18 protein-coding genes and 2 pseudogenes are annotated in these 19860 nt (G+C 60.3%); 8 read left to right on the top strand and 12 right to left on the bottom strand.

Features of this window, described 5'->3' with window-relative positions:
• The first annotated feature begins 8 nt into the window (after positions 1-8).
• Positions 9-1091, top strand: coding sequence for an IS5 family transposase (locus ACSZOQ_RS14620; protein ID WP_439922884.1), 1083 nt, complete (start codon positions 9-11; stop codon positions 1089-1091).
• Between the two features lie 129 nt (positions 1092-1220).
• Here the strand turns inward: ACSZOQ_RS14620 and ACSZOQ_RS14615 are convergent.
• Positions 1221-1835 (bottom strand): annotated as a pseudogene (locus ACSZOQ_RS14615) (transposase); the annotation flags it as partial.
• A 924-nt stretch (positions 1836-2759) separates the two neighbouring features.
• Positions 2760-3059: pseudogene (locus ACSZOQ_RS14610) on the bottom strand (transposase); the annotation flags it as partial.
• A 78-nt stretch (positions 3060-3137) separates the two neighbouring features.
• Here ACSZOQ_RS14610 and ACSZOQ_RS14605 point away from each other — a divergent pair.
• From ACSZOQ_RS14605 to ACSZOQ_RS14590, 4 genes are all read left to right on the top strand, one after another.
• Complete coding sequence (locus tag ACSZOQ_RS14605; protein ID WP_439923187.1) at positions 3138-3560, top strand: transposase; 423 nt, start codon at positions 3138-3140, stop codon at positions 3558-3560.
• Positions 3557-3910, top strand: a complete 354-nt coding sequence (gene tnpB / locus ACSZOQ_RS14600; protein WP_439923186.1) for an IS66 family insertion sequence element accessory protein TnpB — start codon at positions 3557-3559, stop codon at positions 3908-3910. The genes ACSZOQ_RS14605 and tnpB overlap by 4 nt, the downstream gene beginning before the upstream one ends.
• 69 nt (positions 3911-3979) lie before the next feature.
• Positions 3980-5581, top strand: coding sequence for an IS66 family transposase (tnpC, locus tag ACSZOQ_RS14595; RefSeq protein WP_439922718.1), 1602 nt, complete (start codon positions 3980-3982; stop codon positions 5579-5581).
• A gap of 30 nt (positions 5582-5611) precedes the next feature.
• Complete coding sequence (locus ACSZOQ_RS14590; RefSeq protein ID WP_439923185.1) at positions 5612-5737, top strand: hypothetical protein; 126 nt, start codon at positions 5612-5614, stop codon at positions 5735-5737.
• 92 nt (positions 5738-5829) lie between these two features.
• On the opposite strand, the gene ACSZOQ_RS14585 is transcribed toward ACSZOQ_RS14590, so the two are convergent.
• Both ACSZOQ_RS14585 and ACSZOQ_RS14580 read right to left on the bottom strand, forming a co-directional pair.
• Complete coding sequence (locus tag ACSZOQ_RS14585; RefSeq protein ID WP_439923184.1) at positions 5830-6033, bottom strand: hypothetical protein; 204 nt, start codon at positions 6031-6033, stop codon at positions 5830-5832.
• A gap of 216 nt (positions 6034-6249) precedes the next feature.
• The gene (locus ACSZOQ_RS14580; RefSeq protein WP_439926080.1) at positions 6250-6681 is read right to left on the bottom strand and encodes a CYTH domain-containing protein; all 432 of its coding nucleotides are present in this window, start codon (positions 6679-6681) and stop codon (positions 6250-6252) included.
• Between the two features lie 273 nt (positions 6682-6954).
• On the opposite strand from ACSZOQ_RS14580, the gene ACSZOQ_RS14575 reads away from it, so the two are divergent.
• Positions 6955-8952, top strand: coding sequence for a PhoX family protein (locus ACSZOQ_RS14575; protein ID WP_439923183.1), 1998 nt, complete (start codon positions 6955-6957; stop codon positions 8950-8952).
• A gap of 200 nt (positions 8953-9152) precedes the next feature.
• Positions 9153-9968, top strand: a complete 816-nt coding sequence (locus ACSZOQ_RS14570) for an RMD1 family protein (protein WP_439926078.1) — start codon at positions 9153-9155, stop codon at positions 9966-9968.
• A gap of 377 nt (positions 9969-10345) precedes the next feature.
• Here the strand turns inward: ACSZOQ_RS14570 and ACSZOQ_RS14565 are convergent, their stop codons facing one another.
• The 3 genes from ACSZOQ_RS14565 to ACSZOQ_RS14555 form a co-directional block, all read right to left on the bottom strand.
• On the bottom strand, positions 10346-10714 hold the full coding sequence (locus ACSZOQ_RS14565) for a nuclear transport factor 2 family protein (protein ID WP_439923182.1): 369 nt from the start codon (positions 10712-10714) through the stop codon (positions 10346-10348).
• Positions 10715-10799: 85 nt separating this feature from the next.
• Positions 10800-11222, bottom strand: a complete 423-nt coding sequence (locus ACSZOQ_RS14560; protein ID WP_439923181.1) for a DoxX family protein — start codon at positions 11220-11222, stop codon at positions 10800-10802.
• Between the two features lie 103 nt (positions 11223-11325).
• Entirely contained in the window at positions 11326-12405 is a 1080-nt protein-coding gene (locus ACSZOQ_RS14555) for an alkene reductase (protein WP_439923180.1), read from the bottom strand.
• 141 nt (positions 12406-12546) lie between these two features.
• Between ACSZOQ_RS14555 and ACSZOQ_RS14550 the strand changes: the two genes are divergently transcribed.
• Positions 12547-13476 (top strand): LysR family transcriptional regulator, encoded by a 930-nt coding sequence (locus ACSZOQ_RS14550; RefSeq protein WP_439923179.1) that lies wholly within the window; start codon positions 12547-12549, stop codon positions 13474-13476.
• A 635-nt stretch (positions 13477-14111) separates the two neighbouring features.
• On the opposite strand, the gene ACSZOQ_RS14545 is transcribed toward ACSZOQ_RS14550, so the two are convergent.
• The 5 genes from ACSZOQ_RS14545 to ACSZOQ_RS14525 form a co-directional block, all read right to left on the bottom strand.
• Positions 14112-16289, bottom strand: coding sequence for a molybdopterin cofactor-binding domain-containing protein (locus tag ACSZOQ_RS14545; protein WP_439923178.1), 2178 nt, complete (start codon positions 16287-16289; stop codon positions 14112-14114).
• 10 nt (positions 16290-16299) lie between these two features.
• The gene (locus ACSZOQ_RS14540) at positions 16300-16761 is read right to left on the bottom strand and encodes a (2Fe-2S)-binding protein (RefSeq protein WP_439923177.1); all 462 of its coding nucleotides are present in this window, start codon (positions 16759-16761) and stop codon (positions 16300-16302) included.
• A gap of 387 nt (positions 16762-17148) precedes the next feature.
• Positions 17149-17313, bottom strand: coding sequence for a cytochrome P460 family protein (locus ACSZOQ_RS14535; RefSeq protein WP_439923176.1), 165 nt, complete (start codon positions 17311-17313; stop codon positions 17149-17151).
• Between the two features lie 245 nt (positions 17314-17558).
• Positions 17559-18554, bottom strand: a complete 996-nt coding sequence (locus tag ACSZOQ_RS14530; protein ID WP_439923175.1) for a catalase family peroxidase — start codon at positions 18552-18554, stop codon at positions 17559-17561.
• Positions 18555-19001: 447 nt separating this feature from the next.
• Positions 19002-19718: an integrase core domain-containing protein gene (locus tag ACSZOQ_RS14525; RefSeq protein ID WP_439923174.1), complete on the bottom strand. Its 717-nt coding sequence runs from the start codon at positions 19716-19718 to the stop codon at positions 19002-19004.
• Positions 19719-19860: the final 142 nt, after the last annotated feature.

Genomic DNA, 19860 nt, shown 5'->3' with positions numbered 1-19860 from the left:
AGGTTGGGATGCGCGGAGCCTTTGTGGATCAGGGCGGGTTGTTTTCGTACATCTCGCCGGAGGCGCGGGTGCCGCCGAACCATCCGCTGAGGAAGATCCGGGCGCTGGTCCGTGATGTGCTGGGCGAGTTGAACCGTAGCTTTGCCAGGCTCTATTCAAGTGAAGGGCGCCCCTCGATCGCGCCGGAGCAATTGCTCAGCGCGCTACTTCTGCAGGTGCTCTACGGCATTCGCTCGGAGCGCCAATTGATGGAGCAGTTGGACTACAATCTATTGTATCGCTGGTTCGTGGGGCTGTCGCCGGACCATCCGGTCTGGAACCCGACCAGCTTCACGAAGAACCGCGAGCGGCTGCAGAACGGCGATGTGTTCACGAAGTTCATGACCAGGCTTTTGAAACACCCTCAGGTCGAGCCGCTGCTCTCGGACGAGCACTTCTCGGTGGACGGCACGTTGATCGAGGCCTGGGCGTCACAGAAGAGCTTTCGTCCCAAGGATGGCCGCGATGGCGACGACGGCACGAACTTCCACGGTCAGACGCGCAAGAACGACACCCATGTCAGCACGAGCGATCCCGACAGCCGGCTCTACCGCAAGGCGGCCGGACGCGAGGCCAGGCTCTGCTACATGGGCCACGTCACCATGGAGAACCGGCATGGGCTGGCCGTGGCCGGCATCGTCACGCACGCGAGCGGCACCGCCGAGCGCCGCGCCGCGGAGATAATGCTCGAGGCCGAAGGCAGGAAAGCGGGTCGCCGCATTACCGCCGGTGCGGACAAGGCTTATGACACGGCCGATCATGTGGCCAATCTTCGCGCCATCGACGTCACACCGCATGTGACGCAGAACAATGGCATGGGCAAGACCGGCAGGCGCCGCCGGAGCGCTATCGACGCACGGACCACGCGCCATCAGGGCTATGGCATGTCGCAGACGCGCCGGGCGATGATCGAATGCATCTTCGGCTGGGGCAAGCAGCACGGCACGATGCGCAGGACCAAACATCGTGGCATTTGCCGCGTTGCCGCCGACTTCATGCTCAACTTGATCGCCTATAACCTGATCCGCGTTCCCAAACTGGTCACGGCATAACCGCGTCGTCGCCAGGACGACAACGACTGCAACGCGCCGCCGAATACACATCATCGCGATGAGGCGTTCCGAGGATCATCGAAGCGGTCAATTTTGGCTTTTTCAGCAAACTGCTAGAGCATTTTCCGATCAGGTTGCGTCGTATCCGGCGGCGGCGAGATAATTTTGACATTCATCGGGTGAGAAGTGTTTGAGAGCGCTGGCGATTGCTTGCCAGAGATCTGGCATGGTGCGCGCGGCAGCCGGCCGCCTGAATGGCCTCTCGAACGCCATGGACCTTGTGAGCTGGCAAGTTGTCCATGATGACGGTGTCGCCCGGCCGCAGCGATGGGGCGAGTCATTGTTCGACATAGGCCAGGAAAGCGTCGCCATCCATGGGGCCGTCCAGAACAAGCGGAGCGATCAGACCGTCGGAGCGCAATCCAGCGGTGAATGTTGTCGTCTTCCAATGTCCGTGTGGGACGGCAGCACGGCATCGCTCGCCGCGTGGCGAGCGCCCGTAAAGCCGCGCCATTTTGGTGTTGGCGCTGGTTTCGTCGATGAAGACGAGGCGCTCAGGGTCGAGATCGATTTTCCCTTCGAACCAATCTTCCCGCGCGGCATTTATATCGCCGCGCCGTTGCTCGGCGGCGTGCGCTGTCTTTTTTTAAGTGTGATCTTTCTGCGCTGGAAGAAACGCCAGAGCGAAGCGATGCTGGCCGATATTCCACGACGTTTCAACAGGTCCCGCAACCCGTCGCAAAACCACTCGATTCCGAGGGGCTTGTTGAGGCCGTGACGGTGGATTTCAGGATCGATGCGGAAACAACGATAAAATGTCGGGTTCTGCGTGCTGAGCACCTCATCGCAACGGCTCTGGACGTGAGTAGACCCAAGGACTACGCTCGAATTTCGCAGTTTGTTGAAGCGAAGGCATTCGATCCTGCTTATCTTCGCAATGTGTTGGGCAGGCATAACTTAACCGCAAAATGGCAGTCATTCTGCGATAGGTTCGAAATCCAAAATCCGTGCGACAACGAGCACAGGCCATGAAGTTCGATCAGTCTCATTACCCTGACATCTCCGACATTCTTCAGCGGAAGGCTGAGGGACGTAGGGAAATTGCGGCGCGGTCGTTCGAGCAAAAGTTGCAGATGCTCGAAATCATGCGGGATCGCGTGGCGCCTCTAAGGGAAGCGCGCGAAAGGCGACGAGCAGAACAACCCATTCGCGTATAAGTCTAGCGCCGAGACCGCTCGCAATCCGAAACTGCTATCCCGCTTGCTCGGGGATACACCATATATAGTGATTAACGATGCCATCTCTCGCCGAGGGCGGGGAGACGACAACTTGCAGGATTGGTGAGGTCGCGCCCCCACAGCATGCGCGGACGCGCTTACGCACAGTGGTCGGCGAAGTTTTCGCTTAAGCGAAAATTTGGCTCGATCAAGCGCGACACCATCGCAACCCATCTTGGGTGATTGGCAAGTTTGAGTAGCCATTGGTCGACGACGTCGTCCGGCCAATTGGGAAGTCCGACTTGATGTCCTGGAGCGAGACCATTCACGGCGTACCTTGTTCAAGGGCCGCGAGGCGCCCGAAGGGTTAGAAATCGCGACGGATGGGATCGTGATCCGTCGTCGCACCGAACTACCGGCTCATATTTCGTCGTCCGTGAAGAACGAGATTTCATGCGACCGAGAATGATTGATGGTTGGCATGTGGCCGCATGATCGACACTAACCATGCGCGCAAAAGCAGCCTCAGCCAGGCGAGCAATCGGCGGAAGTTGTACCCGGCGGCGGCGAGCACGGCGTTGATGGCGTCGCCTTCGGAGCCCTTGAGATAATTGCGGTCCATGCGGTGGTCTGATTTTGCGTGACCGATCACAGGCTCGATCGCCGAACGTCGTCGCAGGTCACGCTTGATCGGGTCGGTGACGCCGCGTTTCTGGCCCGAGATGTAAATCCTGAACTTGTATTCTGGCGGTAAGCGCTCAGTTGATCCCCTTGTATCGGGTTAGCATCGAACATGCGAAGAATCCTCCGGTTGTGACGGAGGTTTTGGATGGTGTTAGACGGCAAAAAGGACGTCCATTTGGACGGCTCATCGACTGGAATAGTCAGCCGGCTTGAAGTGCTTGAGGGACCGACGGGGCGGCGCGTACGTTCGGAATCTGAGCGTGCTCGGATCGTTGCCGAGAGTTTATTGCCTGGCGCTCAGGTAGCGGAGGTGGCGCGCAAGCATGGTGCGACGCGCTGGCAGATTTACGACTGGCGCCGACGCTTTCGACAGAGAGGCGGCTTGCCGTCGTGCGACTCTCCGACGACAAGCTTCGCACCGCTGGTTGTGGAAGAGCCGTTAGACGAGCGTCACGTTCCGATGGTCAAGATTGAGATTGCGATCGGTGACATCGTCGTGCGGACGGACGCGGCGATCGGCGAGAAGCAACTATCACAGGTGATCCGCGCGGTGCGGACGTCACGATGATCGCTGCTGGCGCGGAGTTGAAGATTTACATCGCGACGCGGCCTGTCGACTTCCGCTGTGGTCACGATGGGCTTGCGGCGAAGGTGCAGGAGATGCTTGGTCTCGACCCGTTCTGCGGCGCGGCGTTCGTGTTCCGATCGAGGCGAGCGGATCGGATCAAGATTTTGGTCTGGGATCGCACGGGCCTGGTGTTGGTGCACAAGCGGCTCGAAGGCTGCAAGTTCGTGTGGCCGACGATTGCGGATGGCGTGATGCGGGTATCGCCGGCGATGTTTGCGGCCTTGTTTGAAGGTTTGGACTGGAGGCTGGTCCGTCCGGAGGAAGCACGGCGTCCGCAAGCGGCGGGATAACTGCGGCAGAGTGACTCGGGACGCTCTTTGCGCATGGCGAGAACGGCGGCGATGTGCTGGAAATAGCGCATGAACACCGCGGCGCTGCGCGACGAGAACGAACGCCTGAAGGCGCTTTTGGCGCAAACGCAAGCGACGTTGGGCGAGCATCAGGCGGCGCTGGCAACGTCGGAAGAGGCGCGGCGCCGGCTGGAGGTTATCCTCGGAGAACTTCGCCGCGAGAAGTTCGGCGCGAAGTCCGAGAAGCTGCGGCCTGATCAATATCATTTGCCGCTCGAAGACGTCGAGATCGCGCAAGGCGTCCTGGACGCGGCGCAGGAGAACGCGGCAGCGATTATCCAGGGCCGATCGCGCGGCGCATCAGATCAAGCCCGTCATCGCAATCGGGGCTGCCTGCCTGCGCATTTGCCGCGGGTGGAGCGGATCATCGAGCCTGCGAGCACGCTGTGTCCCTGCGGCTGCGGCGCGATGACGAAGATCGGCGAAGACGTCAGCGAGCGTCTCGACGTGATCCCGGCGCAATGGCGCGTGCTGGTCACGCGTCGTCCAAAATATGCTTGCCGCCGCTGCTCGGGCGCGGTCGTTCAGGCGCACGCGCCGGAGCATGTCGTGCCTGGCGGACTGCCGACCGAAGCGGCCATTGCGCAAGTGATCGTCGCCAAGTTCGGCGATCATACGCCGTTTTACCGGCAGGCCGGGATCTACGCGCGACAAGGGATCCGGCTCGACCGGGCGACGCTGGGGAACTGGTCCGGCCGCGCCTGCTTCCATCTCCAGGCTGTTGGGGATCGGATGCGCCGCCAACTGGCGGCGGCGGATCGCCTGTTCATGGACGAGACCACGGCGCCGGTGCTTGCTCCCGGGCGCGGCCAGACGAAGAAAGGCTTCTTCTGGGCTATTGTCTCCGACGACCGCGGCCACAGCGGCCCAAGTCCGCCGATCGTGCTGTTCCGATATGCGTCCGGACGCAGCGGCGCTTTCGCCAGGCAGTTCCTGGACGGCTTTAACGGGCGCTTCCTGCAATGCGACGCATACGAGGGCTATGATCGGCTGACCGGCGTTGCGCGACCGCAAGGCCCCTGGACGCTCGTGCATTGCTGGAGTCATCTGCGTCGGCGCTTCGTCAAGCTGGCGCGCAACAGCAGATCGCCGATCGCCGAAGACGCGGTCCGGCAGATTGCGCTTCTCTATGCCATCGAAGCCACGGTGCGCGGCTCATCGCCGGACATCCGACTGGCCGCGCGCAAGGAGCATTCGCGGCCTGTCGTTGCTGCTTTGAAGCCGTGGTTCGAGAAACAGCTGTCGATGATCTCCAGCAGCTCGACACTCGCCCAGGACATCCGCTACGCGCTCAATCATTGGCCGGGGCTGACCCGCTTCCTCGAAGACGGACGTCTCGAGCTCGACACCAATCCGGTCGAAAACGCCATCCGGCCGGTGTGCCTGACCAGAAAAAATGCGCTATTTGCTGGTCATGAAGTTGGAGCCGAGAATTGGGCTTTGCTGGCGTCGATCGTAGCCACCTGCAAGCTCAACGACGTCAACCCCGTCGCCTACATCGCCGAAACACTCGAGGCAATCATCGCCGGCCATCCTCAAAGCAAAATCGAAGACCTCATGCCCTGGAGATTCCGCAAAACGTCAAGCCCACATCAATGGGGCAGCGGTTGAGCGCTTACGTTCGTCTCGCACGACCGACATTTGCTCAGCGTCCTCTCCCATCGCGTGCTGGAGCTGACGCTCGAGGGCATCCACTATAGTATGGCGGCGGGCTACACCGAATACGTCGCACGCACCGGCCAGGAAGCGCCGGGGCTGCGCAGCTAACGCCGCGGCCTGCGGCTCATCTGTCCGGTTCGCTGAGAAATTGCCGCTGCCGCCAGCGCTTATAACGTTTTCCTTAGTACCTTCGACAGCGCTCACGCAGCGGTAGCCATGTTCCACGATGCGGTGTTATGAACCGTGAAGTGGGCTTCGAGCTCCGTCATCGCGAGACGCTCATATTCATAGGCTTGCGCCAGGAGCGTCGATCTTTGCGCAGGACGGAACGCCGCAGTCTGACGATAGAGCGAAGCTATGGTGCGATATCGACGCACGTTTTCAAGGACAGCGTTCCCAGTCATACAACAACCCCGTTTCCTGTTGACCCGGAGACTATGCAGCGAGCGATTTTCGAAATCGTTAGCGGATTTGACAGCCAGAGCGAATGGTTTGTGAACTGTTATCGGAAGACGACCAAAGGCGCACGCATTCGCGTCGGCTAAGCTGCGGGCTCGATCGTCTCGCTCTGCTTCTTTATCAGCGTCAAATACTTTGATCTGGAGCCTTGGGAACCCCCTTTATGGATGGCCCGCCCCTCCTGCCGACGCCTGTGTAGGATGTCGGTGTTCAAGAGAGGAAGGAACGGACCGTGAGCATAGTGATCCTTGGCATCGATCTGAGCAAGAATAGCTGCAGCCGCCACGCTCGATTGCTTCAAACAAATTTCGGCGCACCACGGTCCGGAAGATGGGGCGTAGGTCAGCCAAGACGGGTTCGGGAATAAATTGCTGGAGGAGGGCCGGGATGTCGCTCTCGATGTCGCGCTCCCACTCCGGTCTCACAAAGAGACCTGCCGTTGCCTTGCCAACAGCCTTCAATGTCTGGACCCGCCGCTTGCCAGTGTGACGGATGCGCAGTGAAAAGGCGGCTTTGTGAAGGTGCTGCTCGGTCGTGTCGAAATAAACCGAATCCAACGCTTGCGCTTGACCGCGTTTGAACGACTTCCGCAAAAACCCCCGAAGCTTTGTTGCGTCCCGGGAATGGAGTTCAAGCTTTAATTCGATCTCGAGCTGTTGGCTGGCCAATTCCGTTCTCGCCCTTCATGCCGTCTACACCACGCCCTCGTCTGTGGCTCGGCATGGTCTCGTTCATCCCCAACCTCACGCGCTGTTCATGACCAATGCAGCCACCGCATCGCGAGTTGGCCGGGAACCCCTCCGGTCGTGAACGAACTGTCACAGAGCGGCGGTAATTTCGAGGCCTTCCATTGGGGGTGTCCCAAGGTGAGCCAAGCCATCGAGATCATTCCTGGGGACGGCGGCGATGAACCACCGTGCCTTGAGACCGGAAACCCGCGTTTTGGCGACCTTGTCACGCGACGCCTGAAGCGCCGCGACGTGCTCGCGGGCGGGCTTGCTACGGCGGTCGTCGCGCTGTTCGTCCGGCCGGGTGAAGCAAGAACCGGCGGGGACCGCCTCGATTTCAAACCAGTCCCGGTCAGCCGTGCCGATAGTGTGACCTTCCCCGAAGGCTACCGGGTGAACGTCATCCTGCCGTGGGGCGAGCCGGTTCTGGGCCGCATGCCGGCCTTCGCCGTCGACAACAGCGGCGAGGATCAGGCGATGCAGGTCGGTAGTCACCATGACGGGATGCATTTCTTTGCTATCGACGGCCATACCGACGGCGGGCTGCTTGTCATCAACCACGAATATGTCGAACCGCGTTTGATGCACGCCTCTGCCTCAGGTCTCAAGCTCGGCGCCGAAGACGCCTATCTCATTGATGGCCGACGACCGGCTGACGACGTGCTCAAGGAAATGAATGCGCATGGCGTAAGCGTCGTCCGGATTCGCCGCGAGGCCGATGGCGGATGGGCTGCGGTGCCAGACCCTCACAACCGCCGCATCACCGCGCTGACGCCGATGGAGTTGGCTGGACCTGTGCGCGGGAGCGACTTCGTCAAAACGAAATACAGCCCCAACGGCACCTGCGTGCGCGGTACGTTGAACAATTGTGCGTCGGGCGCGACGCCGTGGAACACCTATCTTGCCGCGGAGGAGAACTGGGCGCAGTATTTTCGCAACGACGACAGCAAGGATGGCAAGCCGGATCAGCCGCGGGAGCACAGCCAATATCAGGTGCCGCGCGGCAAGACGCGCTATCATTGGGAGCTGGCCGACAGCGGCGGCGATGCTTTCGTCCGCTTCGATGCCTCACGCAAAGCGCCAAGCCCGGTCGAGGACTATCGTAACGAGCCTAACGCTTTCGGCTGGATGGTGGAGATCGATCCGTTCCGGCCCGATGCCGTGCCGGTCAAGCGCACGGCGCTCGGACGCTTTGCGCATGAGGGCGTGGTGTTCGCGCCGGCGGTCGAAGGCAAGCCGCTGGTGTGCTACTCTGGCGACGATGCCATGTTTCAGTTCATCTACAAATTCGTCAGCGCGCAACCCTTCAGCAAGGCCGGAGCAAGCGGCCATCTGCTCGATGATGGCACCCTCTATGTCGCGCGGTTCAATGATGACGGGACCGGCGACTGGCTGGCGCTGGCCGTTGGTCAGAACGGCCTGACGTCTGAGAACGGATTCCGCAGCCAGGCCGAGGTGCTGGTCAACACCCGCGCCGCGGCGAAGCATGTCGGCGCCACCCGCATGGATCGGCCGGAATGGGGCGCGGTTGAGCCGACGACCGGCGCGGTCTACTTCACCCTCACGAACAATGCTAAGCGAAAACCGGACGAGGTCGACAAGGCAAATCCACACGCTGAGAATTATTTCGGACATATCGTGCGCTGGACCGAAGAAGACGCTGACCACGCGGCGACGCGCTTCCGCTGGGAGCTGTTTGTCATTGGTGGCGACCAAGCCTCTGGCCGGGACCTTGCCGGGCTCCCGCTCGACGAGAATAACCTATTCGCCTGTCCCGATGGACTGTGGTTCGACGCCGAAGGCCGATTGTGGATCCAGACCGACATCAGCGACAACTCGCTGAACAAAGGTCGCTACGAGCCGTTCGGCAACAACGCGATGCTGTGCGCCGATCCACAGACCGGAGAGATTCGCCGATTTCTCACAGGTCCGCTCGGGCAGGAGATCACCGGCGTGACAACGACGCCGGACGGCCGCACCATGTTCGTCAACGTCCAGCATCCAGGCGCGCATACGAGCGCCGATGAGTTTGCGCAAGGACGCCTTGGCAGCCACTGGCCAGCCGGTGGTTCGGCGACCCCGCGCTCGGCGACACTCGTCATCACCCGCGAGGATGGCGGTGTCGTCGGAGCTTGATCAGCTTTTCAAACCGCTGCGCGGCGTTACCCCAAACGGTGAAGCAGTCCGTCTCTCGTTTTATTTCTCGCCGGAATGCCGCTTCTGGCTCTCCTTGTAGTCGTGGAGTACGCTGTCATAGGGAAGCCGGGGTTGGCTATGGCCCTTCACGATATGCGGGAAAAGAACATGAGGCGCGGAGACTTTGGGGAAATGTCGTGATGACCAAACCGGCAATTATCTCCGCGGAAATGGGTGCACGGGTCACCGCACATGCCCTGTATATTGGAGACCGGATCAATACGATGGGCTTCGAGGGAGAAGTGCTTTCGGCGCTCCCGCTCGCGATCCAGGTTGGCAAGGCTGGTGTCGCTGTGCTGTTTCGCTACGGCGTCGCGGTGCTGATCGGCCTTTCGCCCGAAAATGAGATCGATTTTTTGGAAACGCTGAAGCCCCGGATCGGTGGCGAGTTCGTGCGATTTGAGGAAGAAACCGCGATCGTTGCGCTCGCCAGTGAAACCGAGGACCAGGTTCAGGCGGGAGGACCGATTCAGTTGCGGGACATGTCGCCCGAAAGGCTTCTTGTCATTGCCGATGTCCTTGCGAAAAGCGTTGTGCTTGCCCATGACGAACGCGAAGTCGCAAAAGTGTTCGAGATCATCGAGCCATTTGCGAAAGAGCTGGCAGATCACGGACGCACTCGGCGGAACCGAAAAGGGATGTTGAAATTGCTCGGAAATGCCCTGCTGGTACAGCACCGGGTATCGGGCCGTGTTGCGGTAGCGGAAAAACCAGATGCTTTGTGGGATCGTCCAGATCTGGAGCGGCTCTATGCACGGCTCGAAGACGAATACGAACTTAAAGAGCGCTTCGACGCGCTCAACCGGAAGCTCGCCGTAGTGGCCGAAACGGCCAACACTCTCGCTGACATCATCGATACGCGCCGATCGCTGCGCCTTGAACTCATCATCGTTGTGTTGATCGCACTCGAAATTGTCGTCACCTTTTATCAAATTTATGCTGCTAGAGGCCACTGATGCTGCAGTTCACCTGAGGCAGAAATTCTGGTCTTGAGGCAACAAATCAATGTGCTGCAGCGAACCGTTCCAGGAGACCTCCCTTCATCTCGACTGGCAGACTAAGCTTGAGAGGTGTCTGCCGACTGTTTTTCAAGATGTATGATGCACTGGCGATCGTCCGACCGGACACCGAGATCCGTTAGCTCGGCCGGTTTCAGATCGTATTGGAGCTGGAAATCCAGGCGCTGCTACGGCCGACCAACTGTATCGCTGGAAATTCGCCGGCTGATTCGCGAGATGAGCATTGCCAATTCGGCGTTCCTCCTGCTCATGATGTCGTGCGATTACGCGAACTTCGAGAAGGCACTCACGATGGTGGTCGCTCGGGACGCCGTTCAGTTGGGGAGGTCGTCAAAGAAGAGATAGACGGCGGCAATCTTGCCGTCCCGGGCGATCGCGAAATCGGTTCCGGCATAAGCTGGCGGCTTGCCAGGACTTCCCGATACCCACCGGACCCGACAGCCATTGCCCGTCTCCTCAGGCGGGGAGATCGGCTGATATTGAAAGTCAGGATGAGATGCCTTGATCACGCCGGCGATACGGTCGATCTCGTCGCGGCCGCGGAAAATTCCGCTTTTGGGGTCGTAGAACGCTGCGTCTTCGTGGAAGATCTCGGCGATCGCCGCGCGTCGACGCACGGGATCAATCTCACCGAACACCTCATGGAGGTTGCGAAGCAACAAGGTCGATACAGTGTTGGACATGGTTTTTCTCGGTTTGGTGTCGCGTGCGGGTTCTTCGACTGGAGGCCACGGTCGAGACCACGAGCGGGAACGTCGTCGCAGATATTCAAGCGGCCATTGCCGGGCTTGAACCTATGCCGCCGGCCTTGCGCCGATTGTCGATGCTGAGCGCACCGGCGCCGAATGCCGCGATCTGCAAAAGTCCACCCGCCATCATCACGTTTTTGAGGAAGTGGATCATCTGGTTCTGATCGGCAAAGTTGTTGTGAAACGACACTGCCGCTGCGAGCGAGAACAGGGCAAGAGCAGCGGCGACGTAGCGAGCACGATAGCCGGCGATGAGAAGCAGGCCACCGCCGAGTTCGACGGCAACAGCAACAGCGAAGGCCAGTGGCGGGAAAGGCAATCCAGCGGCGTTGATCATCCCGGTGGTGGCGCTATAGGCGCCCAGCTTGCTCAAGCCGCTCATGGCAAAAGGAAGACCGATCATCAGCCGGCCGGCGAAGGGAAGATAACGGATAATAGTCATGGCAATGACTCCTATATGAGGGGCTTTTGTTGAGCCGAGGCCTGGTTAACTCGGAGCTGCGCGTGCTGCGCAGCTCGATTGATAACGGACAACGTCGCGCGGCTTAGGCAGCGGTGGCCACAAGCGCGGGATAGTCGGTGTAGCCTTGTGCGGTGCCGCCAAAGAAGGCGGCGCGGTCTGCCGTGTTCATCGGCGCACCGCTTTTCAGCCGCACGACGAAGTCCGGGTTGGCGAGCACCATCTGCCCATAGGCTTCCAAATCGGCCAGTCCCGAAGCCACGTCGGCGCCGATCTGGTCGCGTGGGCGGCCGGGCCGATTCAGGATCAGCGCCTGCTTCCACCGCGCGCGCAGGTCGGCCATCAGTTGATCATCGCCGTTGTGAATGACGTGGATGTACGCAAGGCCAAGTTTATCGAGTTCGACGACCAGATAGCGGTAGAGATCCGGGCCATTGGTGCCCTCGTCGATTCCGCCGAGCGTTGATCCGGGAGACAAGCGCATCGCCGTCCTGTCCGCACCGATCTCCTCGGCGATTGCCTTGGCGACTTCGATCGCGAAGCGGGCGCGGTTCTCGATGGAGCCGCCATACTGGTCGGTGCGCGTGTTGGCGTTCGGGGCGAAGAATTGCTGGAGGAGATAGCCATTTGCGCCGTGGATTTCGACTCCGTCGGCGCCGGCGTCAATGGCCGCGCGCGCCGCGTAACGGAAGTCGGCAACGGTTTGGCGGATGTCTTCGGTCGACAATGCGCGCGGCACCGGAATGTCCTGCATACCCGTAGCGGTGAACATCTGCGATACGGGTGCAATGGCGGATGGCGCAACGGCTTGGCGATGGTGCGGCGTGTTGTCGGGATGCGACATGCGCCCGACATGCATGAGCTGGATGAAGATGCGGCCGCCCTTGTCATGCACGGCCGTCGTTACGTTCTTCCATCCGGCAATATGCGCTGCCGTGTAGATGCCCGGCGTGGTGAGGTAGCCCTGTCCGTCGTCCGAAGGCTGCGTGCCTTCCGCCACGATCAGGCCGACGCTGGCGCGCTGGGCATAGTATTCGGCGGTCAATTCTCCCGGCGTGCCGTCCTGCTTGGCGCGGCTGCGGGTCATCGGGGACATCACTAGCCGATTTGACAGCGTGTAGCGCCCGAGACGGGCAGGCGTGAATGTGTGCGTGCGAAGTGTCATCGTGTGCTCCTTCGGCTGCTTGGGCCGTTCCTTTGTCGGGGCGGTCGACGCCGCCTTCACACGCAAGATGGGGGATGGCGTGCATCGGGTGCAGCCAGTATATTTTGATGTTATCCATCGGCCGGACCGATGGAGGGATCGATGCTTGAAAGCGTGTCGTTCGACCAGTTGCGGATGTTCGTTGCTGCTGCCGATGAGGGCAGTTTTTCGGCCGCGGCGCGCCGTGTGCGAAGAACCCAATCAGCGGTCAGCGAAGCTATTCTGAGTTTGGAGGCTCAGCTTGGCGTCGTGCTGTTCGATCGTGCGGGGCGTTATCCCAAGCTGACGAAGGAAGGCGTTGTCCTGCTGGCGGACACGCGTGCGGTGATCACCGGCGTCGATGCCATGAAGGCACGGGCGAAGGGGATTGCTGGCGGGCTGGAGGCCGAACTGACGGCTGTCCTCGACGTGTTTCTGCCCATTTCGCTGATCGCCGAAGCTGCGCGTGAATTTCGTATCCAGTTTCCGGCGACGCCGTTGCGTCTCTATGTCGAGGCGCTCGGTGGCGCGGTGCAGCCGGTTTTGGATGGACGAGCGAGTATTGGCGTTGTTGGTTCTCTGCCGACGCTTCCGCCCGGTCTGATCAAGGAACGCCTTTTCGACGTCAAACTGATGATGGTGGCTGCAGCGAGCCATCCTCTTGCATCCTACCGTGGCACCATCCCCAAGGAGGAGTTAGCGCGGCATGTGCAGCTTGTCCTGACGGATCGATCCACGCTCACGGAAGGTCGCAATATCGGCGTGATGTCGCCATCCACCTGGCGGCTGGCGGACCTCTTTGCGAAGCATGCTTTCCTTGTCAGTGGCCTGGGATTCGGAGGCATGCCACTCCACGCCGTGGCAAGAGATATTGCCGAAGGGCGGCTCGTCGAGCTTTCGATCGAAGAGGCGCCGCCTGGAGGGCTGCCTCTTCCCATGTTCGCTGTCTATCGGGAGGGCGAACCTCCGGGACCGGCCGGGCGATGGATGATCGAGCGCTTGAAGAACTGCTCGGAAGGCGTCGCGGCGAAGGAGGAATCGCGAATGTGCTGAGTGGAGCGCGCGCCTTGGACGGCGGCGGAACGCCATGAAGAGCGGCCCTGCTTTGCAACCACCGCTGCAAAGCTTCCAGCGATTTCGACCCTGTAGTCGTGCCGACGAATAAGCATGTCAGGACCGAAATAGAAATTCTGTTCTGCGCTATGGCTCGCGATCGTTGCAGGGAAGGTAGCTCTTAAATCACGTCAAACTTTGATTCCCTCGTGCCACGGTTCGATTTCGCGAACCTCGAAGTTCTCCATCGCAAGAAGGATCGGAGTAGTCAGGTGAGTCCAAAGCGCGTACCCACCGAAGTAGGCCCGATGCAGCGGGTCCCAACTGGTCCGCATGTCATGTCTGGCAAACGAGTCGCGCGGATTTCGTCGCTCCGCGACGGTCGTCTCTCCTGTGACGATGGCAATGCGTTCGGGGTAAAGTCAATGAACTGGCCGGCCTTCCCGAAAGGCGCCACGGAAGCCCACTCACGGTCGTTGCTGTGAGAGTGCGATGGGCGTTCCAGCGGCTCAGGCCGCCGTGTGCCCGGATGGCGTCGGCCAGCAGCGGAATCATCGTCGTTCTCCCAGTCGTGCTCAAGGTCGCGATGCCGCGACCTGAGCCTCTGTCGAACTCCGCTCCCGCGAGCGGCCTATTCATGTCGCTTGTTTAAGCAAGGCGCTGTCGATCGGCATCTTGCGCAGGCGTTTGCCGGTTGCCGCGAAGACGGCGTTTGCGATAGCTGGAACGATTGCGGATGTTCCGTTCTCGCCCAGCCCGCCCGGTGGTTCGGTGCTCTTCACGAGGTGCACCTCGATCAAAGGCGCCTCATTCATGCGCATGATCTTATAGGTATCGAAATTGGTTTGCTCGACACGTCCATTTTTCAGGGTGATCTCGCCATAAAGCGCGGCTGTGGCACCGAAGATAATTCCGCTCTGAATTTGCGCCTGAGCGGTGTCAGGATTGACGACGGTGCCGATGTCGGCTGCACAGACCACGCGTCGGACACGAATAGCTCCGGCCTTCGATACCTCGACTTCGGCGATCTGCGCCATGTAACTGCCGAATACGTTTTGCAAAGACACGCCGCGCCCCACGCGGTCCGGCAGTTTCTGCCCCCACCCTGCCTTCTCAGCCGCCAGATCGAGGACTACTTTGGCGCGCGGCGATTTGCCGAGCAATGCTCGGCGAAATGTGACGGCGTCCTGCTTGGCGGCAGCCGCCATTTCATCGATGAAGCTTTCGGTCACGAACACGTTGTGAGAGGGGCCGACGCTGCGCCAGAACGCGGTTGGTATGCCCGGAGGCTCTACCCGCACGAACTCGACGTGAAAGTTGGGTAGGTCATAGACCAGATCGATCGCGCCCTCGATCGAGTCGGGATCGAGGCCTTCCTTAAAGGCCGGCGGCAACCATCGTGCGATCACCGAGGATCCGGCGAAGCGGTTGCTCAAGGCGATCGGTTTCCCGTTGGCGTCCAGCCCGGCGGAGAGGCGGTCAAACCAGTAGGGCCGATACATATCGTGCTGGATATCCTCCTCACGGGTCCACACGACCTTCACGGGGCCATCGACATGTTTTGCGACCTCGACGGCGCGGACGGCGCCGTCGGCCTCCAATCGCCGGCCGAAGCCGCCGCCAATTAGATGGTTGTGGACGATAACCTTCTCGGGCGGCAGGCCTGCGGTTTGCGCGGCCATCGCCTGTACGCGCGCCACCGCCTGGCTGCCGATCCAGATTTCGCACGCGTCCTTACGCAAGTGTACCGTGCAATTCATCGGCTCCATTGTAGCGTGGGCGAGGAATGGGACCTGATAGGTCGCCTCGACCTTGATTGCGGCATCGACCATAGCCTTGTCGACGTCGCCAAGGTTCTGCGCCACAGCTCCTGAACGGAGCGTTGCCTGTTCCAGTTCGTGGGCTATGTCCTGTGTAGAGAGCCGCGCATGGGGACCTTCGTCCCATTCGATCTTGAGGGCTGCGAGCCCCTTTTTGGCTGCCCCCATGTGATCAGCCACGACGGCGACGGCATCGTCGAGCTTGACGATCTGGCGTACACCCTTGACCGTTTTGGCCGCCGTATCGTCGAGGCTTTTCACGCGACCGCCGAAGACTGGCGATTGCACAAGTGCTGCAATCTTTACGCCCGGAGGGCGGACATCGATGCCATAAAGCGCGGTCCCATTGACCTTGCCGGGAGCATCAAGCCGTTTGGCCGGCGTCCCGATCAGCTTGAAATCGGCTGGCGCCTTGAGCGTCACGCTCTGCGGAACGGGAATCTTCGCCGCTTCCGCAGCAAGCTCCCCATATTTAAGGCGACGGCCCGTAGGCGGGTGGCTCACCACGCCATCTTGTGTGGCGCACGATCCAGGATCGACCCCCCAGCGCTTGGCTGCCGCAGCGACCAGCATTGTTCTCGCGGTCGCTCCGGCCTCCCGCAGCGGTTTCCACGCGCCGCGCATCGCATTCGAGTTGCCGGTTGCTTGCACACCCAGCAGCGGGTTGGCATAGAGCTTTTCGTTCGGGGGGGCGTGCTCAAGGCGCACCTGCTTCAAGCTCACCTCGAGCTCTTCGGCAATCAGCATGGGAACCGAAGTGTAGGTGCCTTGACCCATTTCGACATAGGGCATCGTCAGGACGACCTGATCGTCACCACCGATACGGATGAAAGCGTTCGGTGCGAAATTGTCCGGATTCGCGGCGTCGCTGCGAACAACTGGCAGAGTGAGACCCAACACCAATCCACCGCCGAGGGCAGCGCTTGCAGTCAGGAAGCTGCGTCGCGACAGGTCGCCGTTATCCGAGTGAGGAACGATACGATCTACAGTCATGGCGGCCCCCTTATTTGTTGGTTTGTGCGGCGAGTTTGATTGCTTCGCGAATACGGACATAGGTCCCGCAACGGCAGATATTGCCGCTCATCGCCTCATCGATGTCCACGTCGGTTGGTTGGGGTTTTCTCGCGAGGAGCGCGGAGGCGGACATGATCTGCCCTGACTGACAGTAACCGCATTGGACAACCTCATGATCGAGCCAGGCCTTCTGGATCTTCGCACCCGCAACCGTGGTGCCAACCGCTTCGATGGTCGTTACTTCCGAATTGCCGATGCTGTCGATTGATGTAATGCAGGATCGCGTCGCTACGCCGTCGATGTGCACCGTGCAGGCGCCACATAGCGCCATACCGCAACCGAATTTTGTGCCGGTCATACCGAGCACGTCGCGCAGGATCCAGAGCAACGGCGTATCACCGTCGACATCGAGGCTGTGGGCGTTTCCGTTGACTTTAATGGTAAAGGCCATGATGCCTCCTCCCTTGGTTTAGCCCCGCACGACGGGCAGCCGCGCGTGAGAAATTTGGTCGTCAGCCTTCAGCACGAAGAGCTAGTACCAGCCGTCAGGGTTGATGTCGCCTTGGACGAACTTGCATGTCCCCGGCGGATGTAAATTGTAGCAACCGCTGCAGCGCTGACTATCCTTCGGTATGGGCTGGTACTTTGCGTCGGTCCGGCCATTTTTCTGCTGTGCCGCCGCTGGGCGAAACTGTGGAAGCAGCGGCCGCACCGATCGCAAGCGCCGTGCCGGCAAGTACCACGCACCGTGAAATGTACTACCGCTGCTGCCGTTAGTCATGCTCCGGTCTATCAGGCTCGCTATCCCAGGCGGCGGTCACTATGCCGTCTGTCGTGCTCATCGCTTGCCATAGGCCGTGAAGACGTAATCCTTCTTCGCCACGATCGTATGGCACGCATGGCCGCAGTCGGTACCGGTGACGCCCGGCTTGAACGTGTCGGATGCGCTGTCATAGTCGAACTGGGCATATTCCCATGCACCGCTATTCGGGAAACGCGTCATGCAATTTGTCCGGAACTGGCGGTGGAAAGCGGACATCGCGCGAGGCCGCAGAATGGCCAACAGCCGATATCGCCATAGATCAAGCAGAAGTCGTCGTACTTCAGCGGATGATGGCTAAGATCCGTTTTCGCTTGTCGGCGCCGGTGCGGGAAGGTTTTGCCGTGCATGATCGCGCCGGTCGCGCTACGAACGCCCACCAGCGGAGATAATTCGCCCGGACGGCCTTTCGGTGGCTATCGGACGATCTATTTTGTACGGCGACTGAACGACTCGGCATACGCCTCGGTGCGCGTATTAATGATCGGGTCATCCGAAGCCTCGATGCCGGTCGTCACATTGGTCGGCAAGAACAGCAACTCGTTCTCGACCTTCTTCGTATCCAACGCCTTGATGACCGCTATTTCGCCGAGTTCTACCGTCGGCCGGCTGTCCGGCCAGACTTTCGTGGCATCCGTGGTTGGATCATCAGCGGCAGCAACCTGCACCAAAAGGTGGAACTTGATTGGTGCTGTTTCGAGCGATGCCCGCAGATTGTCAGCCAGAGCGTTCGGGGGACGCTTCGCCGCCTCTTCATCGCTTACGTAGGCGGGGCCGCTCTCCGGTACGATGCGGTAGCGGCCGAACTTGCTTGTTCCTTGGGCATTGGTGAACTTGAACGCGTTGACGCCGAAGAAGGGCTGCGTGCCGTAACTGACCGCCACAGGTCGAGGCGTGGTGACAAACGCTGATGCGGCTGGATGGGTCGACAAGAATTTCTCGACCGGCGTCGGCTTGGGCACGTCGGGACCGCTCGCACCGACCGCCTGGAGCAGAGCCAGAAAATCCTCTCCAGTCGCCACCGGAAACCCGTTGGCCGATATGCAGACTATGTCTTGCTCGCCGCCACCCGAGAGACGGAACTTGATCGCCATGCCGCGGATACCACCGGTCGAAGGGTGGGTGTCGGGCGCGTCTGGGACGCCGCCCGCATTTGAGAAGCGAATGACAAGAGGCGTGGGAGTACCCTTGAGAAAGGTAGCCGAACTGAAGGTGTCGGCGCCTTGCGCCGGCGTGAAGGTACCTTCAAACACCGCGCCTTTGGCGTGGTTCGCGCGAACGCTCGCATGCTGGCCGTAAAGTGCGTTCATTTGATTGACCAGCCGAACGCCAAGCGGCTCGTCTGCGGCGCCGGCGTAGGTCGCTCCTGCCGCCATCAGTGCGGAGAATGCGATGCTTACAGCGAGGCGTTGAAACGATCGCATGACTATCCTCCTGGTCTACGAGAGAGCTTATACGGAAAGCTGTTGCTTCAGGGGGACGAAAAAACGCGCCCCTAGTGGATAATCTAAACTAGAACGTGCCGCCAACATAGTCGGTATCAGGCGGAGCGTTACGCCATTGCCTATCGTAATCGGTCTCTTTCCACCCGCCGGTTCGGCGCGCGCCGACAGTGGCTTCCACCGAACTAAGTAATAACGCCTGGCGCCTCTCGACACAGAGCAACTCGACCGGATTATCGGCGTCCTACCCGTCGGTCCCTAAGGATTTAGATACAACTTCCAGTTCCGAGTCCATCATCCATCCAATGAATTTCTGCTGCTCTAGTGGCCATCGATCATGGACCAAGGGGCTCAAAATCCACCACGCCAGCGACGCGCAAAGAGTTCTGGACAGCATCGGGAACGACCCTGACTTGTCCTTATCGCAAATCAAATCCGGGTATATTGATGATGCAGTCCGCCCAGGATCGGACGACAGAGAATGCGTCGGGCTGTCTCGGCGGCGCGCGACATCGGCGCGTCCTTGTTCAATGACAAATGGGTGCGCGTGCCGTTGTAGTAGGTCATGTACGACAGCAGTACGTGACGCAGATGGCGTTCGCCAAATATGACAATATGATCAATGCATTCCCTGCGGATCGATCCGATCAGCCGTTCTGCGTATGCATTTTGCCAGGGTGAGCGAGGAGACGTCGGACGATCGCGAATACCGATGGACCGAACCCGACGCAGGAATATTTCGCCGTAGGCGCCATCGCGGTCCCGGATCAGGTAACGAGGGATTTGTTCCCAGCCACACGCCTCCGTCAGTTGATTGGCGATCCATTCGGCCATTGGATGCGCGGTCACCCCAAACCACAGGATCTGCCGCCGGCCGTGGCCCATGATCAGCAGTCTATAGAGCAGTCGGAGCGAGATTGTCGGCACCACGAAAAGGTCTATCGCAGCGATCCCGTCAGCATGGTTGCGAAGGAACGTCCTCCATCCTTGTGACGGTGGGGCCCTCCTCCGCGCCATATACTTGGCGACGCTGGTCTGGCCGATCTCGATGCCAAGCTTGAGCAGCTCACCATGGATTCGCGGCGCTCCCCACAACGGATTGGCGAGGCTTATCTCGCGGATCAGCCGGCGAATTTCCAACGGCACCGTTGGTCGGCCGCAGCGGCGGCTCGATCTCCAACGCCAATACGATCGGAAGCCCGCGCGGTGCCATCTTATAACAGTGTCCGGCTTAACGATCGCAAGCGCACTACAGGTCTGAGGGAACAACCGGTAAAGACCAATGAAA

The sequence above is a fragment of the Nitrobacter sp. JJSN genome (assembly GCF_051912485.1).
Classification (GTDB): domain Bacteria; phylum Pseudomonadota; class Alphaproteobacteria; order Rhizobiales; family Xanthobacteraceae; genus Nitrobacter.
Note: the sequence above shows the minus strand (reverse complement) of the source record. Positions and strands in the feature narration are given on the sequence as shown.

Excerpts from the sequence above, each read along its gene's own strand:
- ACSZOQ_RS14620 (WP_439922884.1), top strand. The coding sequence starts at position 9 with ATGCGCGGAGCCTTTGTGGATCAGGGCGGGTTGTTTTCGTACATCTCG.
- ACSZOQ_RS14605 (WP_439923187.1), top strand. The coding sequence starts at position 3,138 with ATGGTGTTAGACGGCAAAAAGGACGTCCATTTGGACGGCTCATCGACT.
- tnpB (WP_439923186.1), top strand. The coding sequence starts at position 3,557 with ATGATCGCTGCTGGCGCGGAGTTGAAGATTTACATCGCGACGCGGCCT.
- tnpC (WP_439922718.1), top strand. The coding sequence starts at position 3,980 with ATGAACACCGCGGCGCTGCGCGACGAGAACGAACGCCTGAAGGCGCTT.
- ACSZOQ_RS14585 (WP_439923184.1), bottom strand. The coding sequence starts at position 6,033 with ATGACTGGGAACGCTGTCCTTGAAAACGTGCGTCGATATCGCACCATA.
- ACSZOQ_RS14570 (WP_439926078.1), top strand. The coding sequence starts at position 9,153 with ATGACCAAACCGGCAATTATCTCCGCGGAAATGGGTGCACGGGTCACC.
- ACSZOQ_RS14565 (WP_439923182.1), bottom strand. The coding sequence starts at position 10,714 with ATGTCCAACACTGTATCGACCTTGTTGCTTCGCAACCTCCATGAGGTG.
- ACSZOQ_RS14560 (WP_439923181.1), bottom strand. The coding sequence starts at position 11,222 with ATGACTATTATCCGTTATCTTCCCTTCGCCGGCCGGCTGATGATCGGT.
- ACSZOQ_RS14555 (WP_439923180.1), bottom strand. The coding sequence starts at position 12,405 with ATGACACTTCGCACGCACACATTCACGCCTGCCCGTCTCGGGCGCTAC.
- ACSZOQ_RS14550 (WP_439923179.1), top strand. The coding sequence starts at position 12,547 with ATGCTTGAAAGCGTGTCGTTCGACCAGTTGCGGATGTTCGTTGCTGCT.
- ACSZOQ_RS14545 (WP_439923178.1), bottom strand. The coding sequence starts at position 16,289 with ATGACTGTAGATCGTATCGTTCCTCACTCGGATAACGGCGACCTGTCG.
- ACSZOQ_RS14540 (WP_439923177.1), bottom strand. The coding sequence starts at position 16,761 with ATGGCCTTTACCATTAAAGTCAACGGAAACGCCCACAGCCTCGATGTC.
- ACSZOQ_RS14535 (WP_439923176.1), bottom strand. The coding sequence starts at position 17,313 with ATGACGCGTTTCCCGAATAGCGGTGCATGGGAATATGCCCAGTTCGAC.
- ACSZOQ_RS14530 (WP_439923175.1), bottom strand. The coding sequence starts at position 18,554 with ATGCGATCGTTTCAACGCCTCGCTGTAAGCATCGCATTCTCCGCACTG.